Here is a 14,078-nt window from a genome sequence, read left to right as displayed (position 1 = left end):
GGGCCCGTCGCCGCGGGGAGAGGAATTGGAACCAGACATACAGACCCAACAAAAGCGCGGCCAGCGCAAACCACTGGACGGCATAGCCCACGTGTTTGGCCGGGTAGACGCAGACGGTGCCGGCCGGGCGCCACCAGCTCCAGATGCGCATGGCGCCCAGCGGGTAGCGGGTTTCGATGCCCAGCGCGGGCAGCGCATGACGCCCGCGCGTCGCAAAGACCAGGGGCAGCGTCACGCTGACGCGCTCGCCGCCCGGGAGGTCCGTCGTCACGGGTTGGGCGCCGGGCCGGTCCCAACGCAGCGCCAGCGCCCAGCGCGTGCGCCGACCGGGCGCCTGCAGGTGCACGCGGGCCGGACAGGCCTGGCCAGCAAAGGCATCGCCCGTCACGCTGGCGTGCAGCCGGATGCCGCGCAGGTTGGCGTGGCCCAGGTGCATGCCAGCAAACAGGCTGCCTGCAATCATGAAGGTGAGCAAATAGCCCAGGTTGAGCTGGTAGTTGATGCTGCCGACCAACAGCAGCAGCAGGGTCAGGCCCAGCATCGCGCCGCTGCGCGTGGGCAGCAGGTACAGGTTGCGGTGCGTGAGCAGGTGCTCGGCGCTGGCGGGCAGGCGCGCCAGCCACCAGCGACGCAGGGATCGGGCTGGGGAGCGGGCCATCGCGGCAGCGGGATCAGGGCAGGGGGAGGGTCTGCAGCAGGGCCTGCAACTGCCCGGCGGCGTCGCGGCCCACGCTGGCGTTGGGCACGAGGCGGTGTGCGGCGACCGGCACCAGCACCGCCATCACGTCATCCGGGGTGACGTAGCCGCGGCCGTCCACCAGCGCGCGCGCCCGCGCGGCGCGCAGCAACGCTAGCCCGGCGCGGGGGCTGAGCCCGTGCACGAACCAGCGGCCGTCGCGGGTGGCGGCCAGCAGCGCCTGCACATAGTCCAGCAGGGGGTCGCTGACCCGCACCGCATCCACCGCTTGCTGCAGCTCGCGCAGGCCGGCGGCGTTGGTCAGCGCGGGCAGACGCTGCAGCAGCGCGCGCCGGTCCTCGCCGCACAGCAGCGCGCGCTCCGCGGCCGGTGTGGGATAGCCCAGCGACAGGCGCATCAAAAAGCGGTCGAGCTGCGACTCCGGCAGGGCGTGGGTCCCCAGCTGCTCGAACGGGTTTTGCGTGGCGATGACGAAAAACGGCTGCGGCAGCGGGTGGGTGACGCCGTCGACACTGACTTGGCGTTCTTCCATCGCCTCCAGCAGCGCGCTTTGGGTGCGCGGGCTGGCGCGGTTGATTTCGTCGGCGAGCAACACCTGCGCAAAGAGGGGCCCGGGGCGAAACACGAAGTCCTGCCGGCCGCGGTCGTAGACCGCAGCCCCGATGAGGTCGCTGGGCATGAGGTCGGCGGTGAACTGCACGCGCGCAAAGGGCAGCCCCAGGGTGCGCGCCAGCGCCTGTGCAAGCGTGGTCTTGCCCACGCCGGGCACGTCTTCGATCAGCAGGTGGCCGCCGGCGAGCAGACAGGTCAGCGCGTCGCGCACGACGGCGTCTTTGCCCACGATGACCGTGGTAAGCTGATGCAGCAAGGAGGCGATAAGGGGCCGGCAGTCGTGCATGCCCCGACGATACCGGAAAGCGCCCGGGCGCGCCGGCGCCGCAACCCATCTGCCATGAAACCGACCGGCTACTACACCCATCCCGCCTGTGCCCGCCATGACATGGGGCCGGGCCATCCGGAGTGCCCGCAGCGCCTTGGTGCCATCGAGGACCGTTTGCTCATCACCGGCATGCTCGATGCGCTGGAGCAGCGCACCGCCACGCCCGCGGCGGTGGCCGAGCTCGAGCTCGCCCATGACCGGCTGCACATTGCCGCCATCCGCGGTCTGAGCGACGAGCTGCAAGACGCGATCGCGGCCGGCGGGCCGCCGCGGGTGGCGGTGGATCCGGACACCGCGCTCAACGCCTACACCTGGGAGGCGGCGCTGGCGGCGGCCGGCGCGGCCATCGACGCCACCGAGGCGGTGGTGGCTGGCGAGCTGGCCAATGCCTTTTGTGCCGTGCGGCCCCCGGGCCACCACGCCTGCCGCAACCGGGCCATGGGGTTTTGCTTTTTCAACAACGTGGCGGTGGCGGCCAAATACGCGCTGCAGCGGCTGGGCTTGCAGCGCGTGGCCATCGTGGATTTCGACGTGCACCACGGCAACGGCACGGAGGACATCGTCGCCGGCGACGAGCGCATCCTCATGTGCAGCTTTTACCAGCACCCCTACTACCCGGAGTGGGACCACCGCAGCGACGCCAACCTGGTCAACCTGCCGGTGCCCGCCTACACCAAGGGCATGGACATCCGGGAGCTGATCGACATGATGTGGTTGCCGCGCCTGGAGGCGCACCGCCCGCAACTCATTTTCATCAGCGCGGGTTTCGATGCCCACCGCGAGGACGACCTGGGCCAGCTTGGGCTGGTCGAGCAGGACTACGTCTGGATCACGCAACGGCTGATGGAGGTGGCGCAGCGGCACGCCAAGGGCCGCATCGTCAGCGTGCTCGAGGGCGGCTACAACCTCAGCGCGCTGGCGCGCAGCGTCGAGGCCCATGTGCGCACCCTTGCGCAGCTGTGACCTGGCTGGCGCCGCGCCGGTGGGTGGCGTGCCGCGCGCCTGTTTTTTCGGAGGAGTGTCATGACCGACGAACCGATACTGCTGCACCAGCGCGATGCGCGCGGCGTGCACACGCTCACGCTCAACACCCCCAAGGCGTTCAACGCGCTCAGCGAGGCGATGCTGGCCGCGCTGTCGGCCAAGCTCGACGAGATCGCCGCCGACGAGGGCGCGCGTGTGCTCGTGATCGCGGCGGCGGGCAAGGCGTTTTGCGCCGGCCACAACCTCAAGGAAATGCGCGCCAACCCCAACCTGGCGTACTACCAACAGCTTTTCGCGCAGTGTTCGCGCATGATGCTGCAGATCCAGCGCCTGCCGGTGCCGGTGATCGCCCGCGTGCAGGGGCTGGCCACCGCCGCCGGCTGCCAGCTGGTGGCGCAGTGCGACTTGGCGGTCGCGGCGCAGGAGGCGCGCTTTGGCGTCAACGGCATCGACGTCGGGCTGTTTTGCGCCACCCCGAGCGTGCCCCTGGTGCGCAACGTACCGGCCAAGGTGGCGATGGAGATGCTGCTGACCGGCGAGTTCATCAGCGCCGATGAGGCGCGCCTGCGCGGGCTGGTCAACCGCGTCGTGCCCTTGCAGGACCTGGATGCCGAGGTCGAGCGGCTGGTGGGGGCGATTCTGGCCAAACCGCGCGCGGCCATCGCCATGGGCAAGGCGGTGTTCTACCAGCACCGCGAAACCGGCATCGAGGCGGCCTACCAGCTCGCTGGGCAGACCATGGCGTGCAACATGATGCACGAGGTGGCGCAAGAGGGGGTGCAGGCCTTCATCGACAAGCGCCCGCCGGCCTGGCGCGCAGGGGGTTGAGCGCATGGCCCGCTTGACGACGCCGGCGCCGATCGACGACCTGGGTTCGTGGCTGCAGACCTTCGCGCAGCCCGGCGCGCTGCTCGAGTTAGGGGCGCTGGGGTTGTGCATCGGCGTGGCCTGGGCGGTGGTGCGCGCGCTGCAGCGCGCCTTCAACCCGGATGCCGAGCGCTCGATCTGGTTTGGCCGGCGCGGCGTCGATGGCGTGCTGTTCCCGCTCTTGCTGCTGATGCTGGCCTACGGGGCGCGCGCACTCACCCTGCTGTGGGCGCCGCGTGCGGTGTGGCAGGTCGTCATACCGGCGCTCATGGCGCTGGTGGTCATCCGCATCGGCGTCAAGGTGCTCGAAGTGGCCTTCCGCGGCGCGACATGGCTGCGCCCGGTGGAGCGTACCGTCTCGTGGTTGGCGTGGCTGGCGGCCGTGGCATGGATCACCGGGCTGTTGCCCGTGGTGCTGGCCGAGCTCGAACAAATCACCTGGAAAATCGGCGGCACGACGCTGTCGGTGCGCACGCTCATCGAGGGCACGCTCAGCGCCGGCGCGGTGTTGATCGTGGCGCTGTGGATCTCGTCGGCGATCGAGGCGCGGCTGCTGCGCGACGCCAGCGGCGAGTCGCTGTCGCTGCGCAAGGCCGCCAGCAACGCCGCGCGTGCGCTGCTGCTGTTCGTCGGGCTGATGCTGGCGCTGTCCGCCGTGGGCATCGACCTGACGGCACTGTCGGTGCTGGGCGGCGCGATCGGCGTGGGCATCGGCTTTGGCCTGCAAAAGCTCGCGGCCAACTACGTCAGTGGCTTCGTCATCCTGACCGAGCGCAGCATGCGCATCGGCGACATGGTGCGGCTCGACACCTTCGAAGGCGTGGTGGCCGACATCAAGGCGCGCTACACCGTGATCCGCTCCATTGGCGGGCGCGAATCGATCGTGCCCAACGAGTTGCTGATCACCCAGCGGGTGGAGAACCTGTCGCTGTCCGACCCCAAGGTCTGGCAGTCCACCGTGGTGGGCGTGGCCTACGACAGCGATGTCGAACAGGTGCGCCGTCTGCTGGAGCAGGCGGCGCTGGAGCAGCCGCGCGTGCTGCGCGATCCGCCGCCGCTGGCGGCACTGTCGGCCTTCGGCGCCGACGGCCTGGAATTTACGCTGGGCTATTGGATTGCCGATCCGGAAAACGGCCAGCTGGGCCTGCGCTCGGCGATCAACCTGCGCATCCTGGCGCTGTTTCGCGAGCACGGCATCGAAATTCCCTACCCCCAGCGCGTGCTGCACGTGCGCGGTGCAGCGCCGGCGGGGGCGGGCGACGCCACCGCACGGGCCCCGACCGGAGAGCGTCCGACGGCATAGGCGCGCGCGGCGCGGGGCGGTTGGCGGGCAACCGCCTGTCGCCAGCGGCGCATGCGGCGCATCGCGGGGGCTTGTGGGTGCGCGCGCGCTTGCCTATAATGCCCGAAAAACGAACGGTCGTTCGTTTTTTGTGCGGGGTGTCCCCGTACAATGTGCTCAGTTGACGTTGACGTAAACGTCAAGTCAGCGTCACCGCCTACCACCCACAGGAGCAAGCATGAAGATCCTCGTCCCCGTCAAGCGCGTGGTCGACTACAACGTCAAGGTCCGGGTCAAGGCCGACGGCAGCGGCGTCGACATCGCCAACGTCAAAATGAGCATGAACCCCTTCGACGAAATCGCCGTCGAGGAAGCCGTGCGCCTGAAGGAAAAAGGCGTGGCCACCGAGGTGGTGGCGGTGTCGTGCGGTGTGGCGCAGTGCCAGGAGACGCTGCGTACCGCGATGGCCATCGGTGCCGACCGCGCCATCCTGGTCGAAACCGATGAGGAGCTGCAACCGCTGGCCGTGGCCAAGATCCTCAAGGCCCTGGTCGACAAAGAACAGCCCGCGCTGGTGATTCTGGGCAAGCAGGCCATCGACGACGACGCCAACCAGACCGGCCAAATGCTGGCGGCGCTGGCCGACCTGCCGCAAGCCACGTTTGCCTCCAAGGTCGAGGTGCAGGGCGACGCGGTCGAGGTCACGCGCGAGGTCGACGGCGGTCTGGAGACGCTGCGCCTGAGCCTGCCGGCGATCATCACCACCGACTTGCGCCTCAACGAGCCGCGCTACGTGACGCTGCCCAACATCATGAAGGCCAAGAAAAAGCCGCTGGAGACCGTCAAGCCCGCCGACCTGGGGGTGGACGTGACGCCGCGCCTGAAGACCCTGAAGGTGGCCGAGCCGCCCAAGCGCAGTGCCGGCATCAAGGTGCCCGACGTGGCCACGCTGGTCGACAAGCTCAAGAACGAAGCCAAGGTCATCTGAGGAAAGGACACGCCGCCATGACCATTCTCGTCATCGCCGAACACGACAACGCCTCCCTCAAGGGCGCCACGCTCAACACGGTGGGCGCCGCGCTCAAGCTGCAGGCCGCTGGCGCCGGGGACATCCATGTCCTCGTGGCCGGGCACGACGCGGCGGGTGCGGCGCAGGCCGCCGCCCAGATCGCCGGGGTGGCCAAGGTGCTGCATGCCGACGGGCCCGCGCTGGCGCATGGCCTGGCCGAAAACGTCGCCGCGCAGGTGCTGGCGCTGGCCGCGGGCTACAGCCACATCCTCTTCCCGGCCACGGCCGGCGGGCGCAACGTGGCGCCGCGTGTGGCCGCCAAGCTCGACGTGGCGCAGCTCAGCGACATCACCGCGGTCGTCGATGCCCACACCTTCGAGCGCCCGATCTACGCCGGCAACGCCATTGCCACCGTGCAGAGCAGCGACGCCCAGCATGTGATCACGGTGCGCACGACCGCCTTTGACGCCGCCGGCACGGGTGGACAGGCTGCGGTGGAGACGGTCGCTGCCGTGGCCGACAGCGGCAAGAGCCGCTTCGTCAAGAGCGAGCTGGCCAAGAGCGACCGGCCCGAGCTGACCGCCGCCAAGGTGATCGTCTCGGGTGGCCGCGCACTGGGCAGCGCCGAGAAGTTCAACGAGGTCATCACGCCGCTGGCCGACAAGCTGGGCGCAGCCATCGGCGCCAGCCGCGCCGCCGTGGACGCGGGCTACGCGCCCAACGACTGGCAGGTCGGGCAGACCGGCAAGATCGTCGCGCCGCAGCTCTACGTCGCCGTGGGCATCAGCGGGGCGATCCAGCACCTGGCTGGCATGAAGGACTCCAAGGTCATCGTCGCGATCAACAAAGACCCCGAGGCGCCGATTTTCAGCGTCGCCGACTACGGCCTCGAAGCCGACCTGTTCCAGGCCGTTCCCGAACTGGTGCAGGCCCTCTGATCGTCCACCCCACACGCGGGCATCCCTGGGATGCCCTTTTTTTGCCCGAGGAGATCCCCCCATGACCTTCAAGGCCCCCGTCAAGGACATGCTCTTTGCGCTGGAGCACCTGGCGCAGTTGGACCAGATCGCGCGCCTGCCCGGCTTCGAAGACGCCAACCTGGAGACCGCCCAGGCGGTGCTGGAGGAATGCGCACGCCTCAACGAAGAGGTGGTCGCGCCGCTGAACTGGGAAGGCGACAAAAAACCCTCCTGGTGGCAGGACGGCGAGGTACGCACCACGCCGGGTTTTGCCGAGGCGTTTCGTCAGTACGCCGAGGGCGGCTGGCAGGGGTTGCAGCACCCGGTTGAATTTGGCGGCCAGGGCTTGCCCAAGACCATTGGCGCCATGTGCACCGAAATCCTCAACGCCGCCAACCTCAGCTTCGCCCTGTGCCCGCTGCTGACCGATGGTGCCATCGAGGCGCTGCTGACCGCCGGTTCGGATGCCCAGAAGGCGACCTACATCCCGCCCATGATCGAAGGGCGCTGGACCGGCACCATGAACCTGACCGAGCCGCAGGCCGGCTCCGACCTGTCGTTGGTGCGCACGCGTGCCGAGCCGCAGCCCGACGGCACCTACAAGATCTTTGGCACCAAGATCTTCATCACCTACGGCGAGCACGACATGGCCGACAACATCGTGCACCTGGTGCTGGCGCGCGTGACCGGCGCGCCCGAAGGGGTCAAGGGGATCAGCCTGTTCATCGTGCCCAAGTACCTGGTCAACGCCGACGGCAGCCTGGGCGCGCGCAACGACGTGCGCTGCGTCAGCATCGAGCACAAGCTGGGCATCAAGGCCAGCCCGACCTGCGTGCTGCAGTACGGCGACCAAGGCGGCGCGATCGGCTACCTGGTGGGCGAGGAAAACCGCGGCCTGGAATACATGTTCATCATGATGAACGCGGCCCGCTACGCGGTGGGGGTGCAGGGCATTGCGCTGTCCGAGCGCGCCTACCAAAAGGCGGTGCAGTACGCGCGCGACCGTGTGCAAAGCCGCCCGGTGGACGGCAGCGTGGCCGGTGCCGCGCCCATCATCCACCACCCGGATGTGCGCCGCATGCTCATGACCATGCGTGCCCTCACCGAGGGCTGCCGCGCGATGGCCGCCGTGGCCGCCGCCGCCTACGACGCCGCGCACCACCATCCGGATGCGGCCGTGCGGCGCCAGAACCAGGCCTTCTACGAATTCATGGTGCCGCTGGTCAAGGGCTACAGCACCGAAATCAGCCACGAGGTCACCAGCCTGGGCGTGCAGGTGCACGGGGGCATGGGCTTCATCGAGGAAACGGGCGCCGCCCAGCACTACCGCGACGCCAAGATCCTGACCATCTACGAGGGCACCACGGCCATTCAGGCCAACGACCTGGTGGGCCGCAAGACGGCGCGCGACGGCGGCACGGTCGCGCTGGCCGTGGCGGCGCAGGTGCAGGCCACCGAGGCCGCGCTCGCCGCCGACGGCAGCCCCGACGCGCAGGCCGTGCGCGTGCGCCTGCAGGCCGCGCGCGAGGCGTACGAGGAGGTGGTGCGCTACATCGCCAGCCAGGCCAAGGCCGACCCCGTGGCGGCCTACGCGGGCAGCGTGCCCTACCTGATGCTGGCAGGCAACCTGATGGCCGGCTGGCAGATGGCGCGCGCGTTGCTGGCCGCCCAGCGCGAGCTGACGGCGGGTCGCGATGTCGCGTTCATGCGTGCCAAGATCGCCACCGCGCGGTTTTACGCCGAGCACATCCTGCCGCGCGCGCTCGCCCAGCGTGATGCCATCGTGTACGGCGCCGACGCCCTCAAGGCGCTGGCGTTGGAGGCTTATTGAGTTCGGCACCCGCTGTTTACCCTCGATCAGGACGTTTGCCCATGGCCCAACTGCCCCCCATGCTGCAGCGGCTGCGCTTGCCTGTGATCGGCTCGCCGCTGTTCATCATCAGCAATCCCAAGCTCGTCATCGAGCAGTGCAAGGCCGGCATCGTTGGCTCGATGCCGGCGCTCAACGCGCGCCCGGCCTCGCAGCTCGACGAATGGCTGGCCGAGATCACCGAAGCGCTGGCCGCGCACAACGCCGCCCACCCCGATCGGCCGGCGGCGCCCTTTGCCATCAACCAGATCGTGCACAAGAGCAACGACCGGCTCGAGCACGACATGGCGTTGTGCGAAAAGTACCGCGTCCCCATCGTCATCACCAGCCTGGGCGCCCGCGAGGATGTCAACCAGGCCGTGCACGGCTGGGGCGGCGTGGTGCTGCACGACATCATCAACAACACCTTTGCCCACAAAGCGATCGACAAGGGCGCTGATGGCCTCATCGCCGTGGCTGCCGGTGCCGGTGGCCACGCCGGCACCAAGAGCCCGTTTGCGCTGATCCAGGAAATCCGGCAGTGGTTCGACGGTCCGCTGGCGCTGTCGGGCTCGATCGCCACCGGTGGCGCCATCCTGGCGGCGCAGGCCATGGGGGCGGATTTTGCCTACATCGGCTCGCTGTTCATTGCCACCGACGAGGCACGCGCCAGCGACGCCTACAAGCAGTGCATCGTCGAGTGCAATTCGGACGACATCGTCTACACCAACCTGTTTACCGGCGTGCACGGCAACTACCTCAAGCCGTCGATACGCGCGGCCGGGCTCGACCCCGATCATCTGCCGGAGAGCGACCCCAGCAAGATGAACTTCGCCTCGGCCGGCGCCAAGGCCTGGAAGGACATCTGGGGCTGTGGGCAGGGCATCGGCGTGGTGGATGCGGTGCGCCCGGCGGCCGAGGTGGTGGCGCGCCTGCAGCGCGAGTACGAGCAGGCGCGCGCGCGCCTGTGCGCCGCGGCCTGAGGCTGCCCGGGCGGACGGCGCTTCTCAAACGCCAGGGGCCGGCACCGTCCCCTCGGGCCCCCAGGCGCTGCGCACCAGCGCCTGCACGATCGGCCACGCGTCAGCATCGGCGCCGATGGGCACCACCTCGCGCTGCGGGATCGAGCGCAGCCAGGTGAGCTGCCGTTTGGCCAGCTGGCGGGTGGCGGCCGCCCCGCGCGCGTGCAAGGCCGCTTCTTGGGCCGCGGTCAGGCTGGCGCGGCCCGCTGCGGCGGCGGCATCCAGCGCTTCCCAGGCCTGTCGGTAACCCACGCAGCGCATCGCCGGCAGGCCCACGTGCAGGTCGCCGCGCGCGCGCAGCCGCTGCACCTCGGCCACCAGCCCCTCGGCCAACATGGCGGCAAAACGCTGGTCGATGCGCTGGTGCAGCCAGGCGCGTTCGCGCGGCTCCAGCGACAGCAGCCGGCCGGGCCGCCCATCGATGTGCAACGGGGCGGTGGCCGCGGCGTCGGCATCCGCGCTCCAGCGCCGCTGCAGCGCCGACAACGGTTGCCCGGTGGCGCGCCAGACTTCCAGCGCGCGGCCAATGCGCTGGGCATCCGTGGGCGGCAGCCGCTTCGCCGTGGCGGGGTCCACGCGCGCCAGCTCGGCGTGCAGCGCGGGCCAGCCCCGCGCGCGCGCTTCGGCCTCGATCGCCGCGCGCAGCGCGGGCTGTGCGGGTGGCAACTCGTCCAAGCCGTCGAACAGCGCCTTGAAATAGAGCATGGTGCCGCCCACCAGCAGCGGCCAGCGGCCGCGCGCGCGGATGGCATTGACCAGGTGGCGCGCGTCGCGCACGAATTCCGCCGCGCTGTAGGCCTCGTGCGGATCGCGGATGTCGATCAGGTGGTGCGGCACGGCGGCGCGCTCCGCGGCCGTGGGCTTGGCGGTGCCGATGTCCATGCGGCGGTACACCAGGGCCGAGTCGACGCTGATGATTTCGACCGGCCAGTGGCGCGCGATGGTCAGCGCCAGGGCGGTTTTGCCGCTGGCCGTGGGGCCGGCCAGCGCCAGCCAGGCGGCGCGGGCCGGTGGGGCACCCGCAACGGTGGGGGCGAAAGGGTCGGAGGGGGCGGCGCTCATGGGCCCGCGATTATGGCCGCTGCCACCGCCCGCCGCGCGCGTGTCAGCGCCGCGCCGGCGCGATGGCCCCCTGCACCGGCGCACGCACCTCGCCGTGGCGCTGCACCAGCGTCCACGCCACCAACGCAATCATCATGGCCCAAAACCACAGGCCGTTGGTCAGCGGGTAAACGCCGGACGCGCCGCCCGCCGCCATGCGCTGCCCCAGCCACAGGCCCATGCCAAAGGCGGTGACCATCATGACGAAGCCCGCCAAGGCCGATGCCGCGCCGGCCGCCTGTGGGAACGGCGACACCGCCCCGCTTTGCCCGCACGGCTGGTGCACCCCGTGCGCCAGGATGAACAGATAAAACGGCCCCATGATGGCCCAGGTGGTGTGCACGCCCAGCCAGCCCAGCACGCCCGCGAGCGTGCCACCGGTCAGCGTCAACGCTGCCGCCAGCGCGACGGTGCGGCGCACGCCCAGGCGCGGAATCAACCATCGGCAGACAAACGTGCCGCTGATGTAGACGGTGGACATCGACAGCATCAGCAGTCCGTAACCGGTCTTGCTGTGACCCAGCACGTCGATGAACACGAACGAGGAGGTCGCCAAAAACGTAAACAGCCCGCCGTAGGAGGTGGCCGCCAACAGCGCCCAGGCCTAGAACGTGGGGTGGCGCGCGATGCGCGCCCAGATGCGCACCATCTCGCGCGGGCGCAGCGCCTGGGGGTTGCGTGCGGGCAAGGTCTCGCGAAAGCGCAGCGCCACCAGCACAAGCCCCAGCGCGCCAAACACCGCCAACACCCCCAGCGCTGCGCGCCAGCCCAGGTGTTCGGTCAGCCAACCGCCCAGCGGGCCGCTCAAGCACGCGAAGATGCCCAGGCCGCTGAGGCCGCGCGACATCATGCGCGCGCCTTCGACCGGGCTGTAGAGGTCGCGCACGATCGCACGCGCGCCCATCACCGCCGCACCCATGGCCGCCCCCTGCACGATGCGCCAGACGATGAGCTGCTCGACGTTGGCCGCAAGCGCACTGCCCACCGAGGCGAGGGTGTAGGCGGCCAGCCCAAGCAGCAGGACCGGGCGGCGCCCGAAGCGGTCGGACACCGGGCCCCAGACCAGTTGGGCGATGCCAAATGCCAACAACAGCGCCGACAGCGTGGCCTGCACCTTGGCCATGGGCGCCTGCAACGCCGCCGTGATCGAGGGCAGCGCCGGTAGGTACAGGTCGGTGGCCAGCGGTTGCACGCCCAGCAGCAGCGACAGGAACACCACGACCCAGGCGGTGGACATCGGGGCGGAGGCGGTGGGTGTGCTCATCATTATTGATCGTAACAAATCGGGTGGCTGCCCGCTGTCCTGCGTGTCACCGCTGCGCGTGCCGCCGTCAGCGCCCGCGCAAAAACAGCGCGTCGAGCTCGCGCAGGGTCAGTTGGCGCCAGGTCGGGCGGCCGTGGTTGCACTGGTCGCTGCGTTCGGTGGCCTCCATCTGCCGCAGCAGGGCGTTCATCTCCTCCAGCGTCAGCCGCCGGTTGGCGCGCACCGCGCCGTGGCAGGCCAGGGTGGCGAGCAACTCGTTGCGGGCGCGCTCCAGCACGCGGCTGCCGCCGTGTTGCTCGAGTTCGGCCAGCACGGCGCGCGCCAGCGCCACCGCGTCGGCCTGGGCCAGCAGCGCCGGCAAGGCGCGCACCGCCAGCGTCTGCGGCGAAAACGGCGTGATGTCCAGCCCCAGGCGCTGCAGCACATCGGCGCAGCGCTCGGCGGTGGCCACCTCCAGCGGCGAGGCGGCAAAGGTGGCGGGGATGAGCAGCGGTTGGCTGGGCATGGCGGTGTCGCCCAGGCGGTCGAACTGGGCTTTGAGGCGCTCGTACACGATGCGCTCGTGCGCGGCGTGCATGTCGACCAGGACCAGGCCGTGGGCGTTTTCCGCCAGGATGTAGATGCCGTGCAACTGCGCGAGCGCGCGTCCCAGCGGCCAGGTGCCGGGCTCGGCTGCGGGCGGCGTCGCGGCGGGCGCTGCGGCCGGTTCCACAGCAGCAGCACCGGTGGGCGCAGGCGGGGGCGCCGACGCCGGTTCGGGCCAGCCGGCCCAGCGCGGCAGCGGGGCCGCCTCGCGCGCGCGCAGGTCGAGTGTGGCGGGCCGCTGGTAGCGGGTGGTGTCCCAGGCCGCTGGGGCGGGCGGCAAGCGTTCGAGGTCGCCCGTTGCTGGTGCTGCGCTGGGCCCCCACGGCGCGTCGGCCACCGCGACAACCGGGGGCGCCGCGGCGGCGGTGAGGCTCGCGTCCGGCGCGGCCAGCGCGCTGCGGGGGGCCGCCAACACCGCCTCGAGCGCACGCTGCACCGCGTGGTGCACCGCACCGCTGTCGCGAAAGCGCACCTCGATCTTGGTGGGGTGCACGTTGACGTCCACCGCGCGCGGATCGATGGTCAGAAAGAGCACATAGGCGGGTTGGCGTTGGCCATGCAGCACGTCTTCATAGGCGCTGCGCACCGCATGCGCGATCACCTTGTCGCGCACGTAGCGCCCGTTGACGTAGGCAAACTGACGGTCGGTGCGCGTGCGCGCCGCGTCGGGCAAACCGACCAGGCCCTGCAGCCGCAGCGGTCCGGCATGGGTGTCCACCGGCAGGCTGTCGGCGACAACGTCCGCACCCAAGGCATCGGCGATGCGCCGCTGCCAGGCCAGGGTGGGGTCGAGGTCGGTGCAGGCGCGCCACTGCTGCACCAGCCGCCCGTCATGCCAGATGGCAAAACCGACGTCCGGGCGGGCCAGGGCATGGCGCCGCACGGCTTCGATGCAATGGGCGAGTTCGGTGGCCTCGCTTTTGAGAAATTTGCGCCGCGCCGGCGTCGCGTAGAACAGCTCGCGCACCTCCACCGTGGTGCCGCTCGGGCGCGCGGCAGGGCGCAATTCGCCGCTGCGCGCGTCCAGGCACCAGGCGTGGGCGTCGGGTGCGTCGGCTGCGCGCGACAACAACGTGACCTCCGCAATCGAGGCGATGGCCGCCAGCGCCTCGCCGCGAAAGCCCATGGTCGCCACCGCCTCGAGCTCCTGCAGGTCGCGGATCTTGCTGGTGGCGTGGCGCTGCAGCGCCGCCGGCAGCTCGTCGCGCGGAATGCCGCAGCCGTCGTCCTCCACGGCGATCAGGCGCACGCCGCCCCCGGTCAGCCGCACGGTGATCTGGCGCGCGCCGGCATCCAGTGCGTTGTCCACCAGCTCACGCACCACGGACGCAGGGCGCTCCACCACCTCGCCGGCAGCGATTTGGCTGATCAGGGCATCGGGCAGTGGCCGGATGGGGCGGCGCGGCATGGCCGCAGCCAGCTTGCCGTAGCACTTGCGCAGCAACGCCATCACTCGTTCGCCGGCTTTCCAACTGCGCACATAGACGTTGCAGTCGTCGGCATAGCGCACGAAGCAGTG

General features: G+C 70.3%; 12 protein-coding genes and 1 pseudogene. 7 read left to right on the top strand and 6 right to left on the bottom strand.

Going from position 1 to position 14,078, the window contains the following annotated elements; all coding sequences use genetic code 11:
* Positions 1-658, bottom strand: a pseudogene (locus tag Tther_RS11610) (hypothetical protein); the annotation flags it as partial.
* Positions 659-671: 13 nt separating this feature from the next.
* The gene (locus Tther_RS11605) at positions 672-1,595 is read right to left on the bottom strand and encodes an AAA family ATPase (RefSeq protein WP_143904037.1); all 924 of its coding nucleotides are present in this window, start codon (positions 1,593-1,595) and stop codon (positions 672-674) included.
* A gap of 54 nt (positions 1,596-1,649) precedes the next feature.
* On the opposite strand from Tther_RS11605, the gene Tther_RS11600 reads away from it, so the two are divergent.
* The 7 genes from Tther_RS11600 (at position 1,650) to Tther_RS11570 (ending at position 9,570) form a co-directional block, all read left to right on the top strand.
* The gene (locus Tther_RS11600) at positions 1,650-2,600 is read left to right on the top strand and encodes a histone deacetylase family protein (RefSeq protein WP_143904035.1); all 951 of its coding nucleotides are present in this window, start codon (positions 1,650-1,652) and stop codon (positions 2,598-2,600) included.
* Positions 2,601-2,660: 60 nt separating this feature from the next.
* Entirely contained in the window at positions 2,661-3,449 is a 789-nt protein-coding gene (locus tag Tther_RS11595; RefSeq protein WP_143904033.1) for an enoyl-CoA hydratase, read from the top strand.
* A 4-nt stretch (positions 3,450-3,453) separates the two neighbouring features.
* Entirely contained in the window at positions 3,454-4,791 is a 1,338-nt protein-coding gene (locus tag Tther_RS11590; RefSeq protein ID WP_143904031.1) for a mechanosensitive ion channel family protein, read from the top strand.
* Positions 4,792-5,008: 217 nt separating this feature from the next.
* Positions 5,009-5,758 (top strand): electron transfer flavoprotein subunit beta/FixA family protein, encoded by a 750-nt coding sequence (locus Tther_RS11585; protein ID WP_143904029.1) that lies wholly within the window; start codon positions 5,009-5,011, stop codon positions 5,756-5,758.
* A 17-nt stretch (positions 5,759-5,775) separates the two neighbouring features.
* On the top strand, positions 5,776-6,717 hold the full coding sequence (locus tag Tther_RS11580) for an electron transfer flavoprotein subunit alpha/FixB family protein (protein ID WP_143904027.1): 942 nt from the start codon (positions 5,776-5,778) through the stop codon (positions 6,715-6,717).
* A gap of 61 nt (positions 6,718-6,778) precedes the next feature.
* Positions 6,779-8,569, top strand: a complete 1,791-nt coding sequence (locus Tther_RS11575; RefSeq protein ID WP_143904025.1) for an acyl-CoA dehydrogenase — start codon at positions 6,779-6,781, stop codon at positions 8,567-8,569.
* Positions 8,570-8,610: 41 nt separating this feature from the next.
* Positions 8,611-9,570, top strand: a complete 960-nt coding sequence (locus Tther_RS11570) for an NAD(P)H-dependent flavin oxidoreductase (RefSeq protein ID WP_143904023.1) — start codon at positions 8,611-8,613, stop codon at positions 9,568-9,570.
* Positions 9,571-9,594: 24 nt separating this feature from the next.
* On the opposite strand, the gene miaA is transcribed toward Tther_RS11570, so the two are convergent.
* The 4 genes from miaA to mutL form a co-directional block, all read right to left on the bottom strand.
* Entirely contained in the window at positions 9,595-10,671 is a 1,077-nt protein-coding gene (gene miaA, locus Tther_RS11565) for a tRNA (adenosine(37)-N6)-dimethylallyltransferase MiaA (RefSeq protein ID WP_143904021.1), read from the bottom strand.
* A 43-nt stretch (positions 10,672-10,714) separates the two neighbouring features.
* Positions 10,715-11,302 carry an MFS transporter gene (locus tag Tther_RS13710; protein ID WP_342781779.1) on the bottom strand — a complete coding sequence of 196 codons (588 nt, stop codon included), beginning with the start codon at positions 11,300-11,302 and terminating at the stop codon, positions 10,715-10,717.
* 12 nt (positions 11,303-11,314) lie between these two features.
* Positions 11,315-11,974, bottom strand: coding sequence for an MFS transporter (locus Tther_RS13705; protein WP_342781778.1), 660 nt, complete (start codon positions 11,972-11,974; stop codon positions 11,315-11,317).
* Between the two features lie 67 nt (positions 11,975-12,041).
* A complete protein-coding gene (gene mutL, locus Tther_RS11555) occupies positions 12,042-14,009 on the bottom strand; it encodes a DNA mismatch repair endonuclease MutL (protein WP_185975083.1) in 1,968 nt (655 codons plus the stop codon).
* Between the last annotated feature and the right edge of the window lie 69 nt (positions 14,010-14,078).

Source organism: Tepidimonas thermarum, assembly GCF_007556705.1.
GTDB lineage: Bacteria > Pseudomonadota > Gammaproteobacteria > Burkholderiales > Burkholderiaceae_C > Tepidimonas > Tepidimonas thermarum.
Note: the sequence above shows the minus strand (reverse complement) of the source record. Positions and strands in the feature narration are given on the sequence as shown.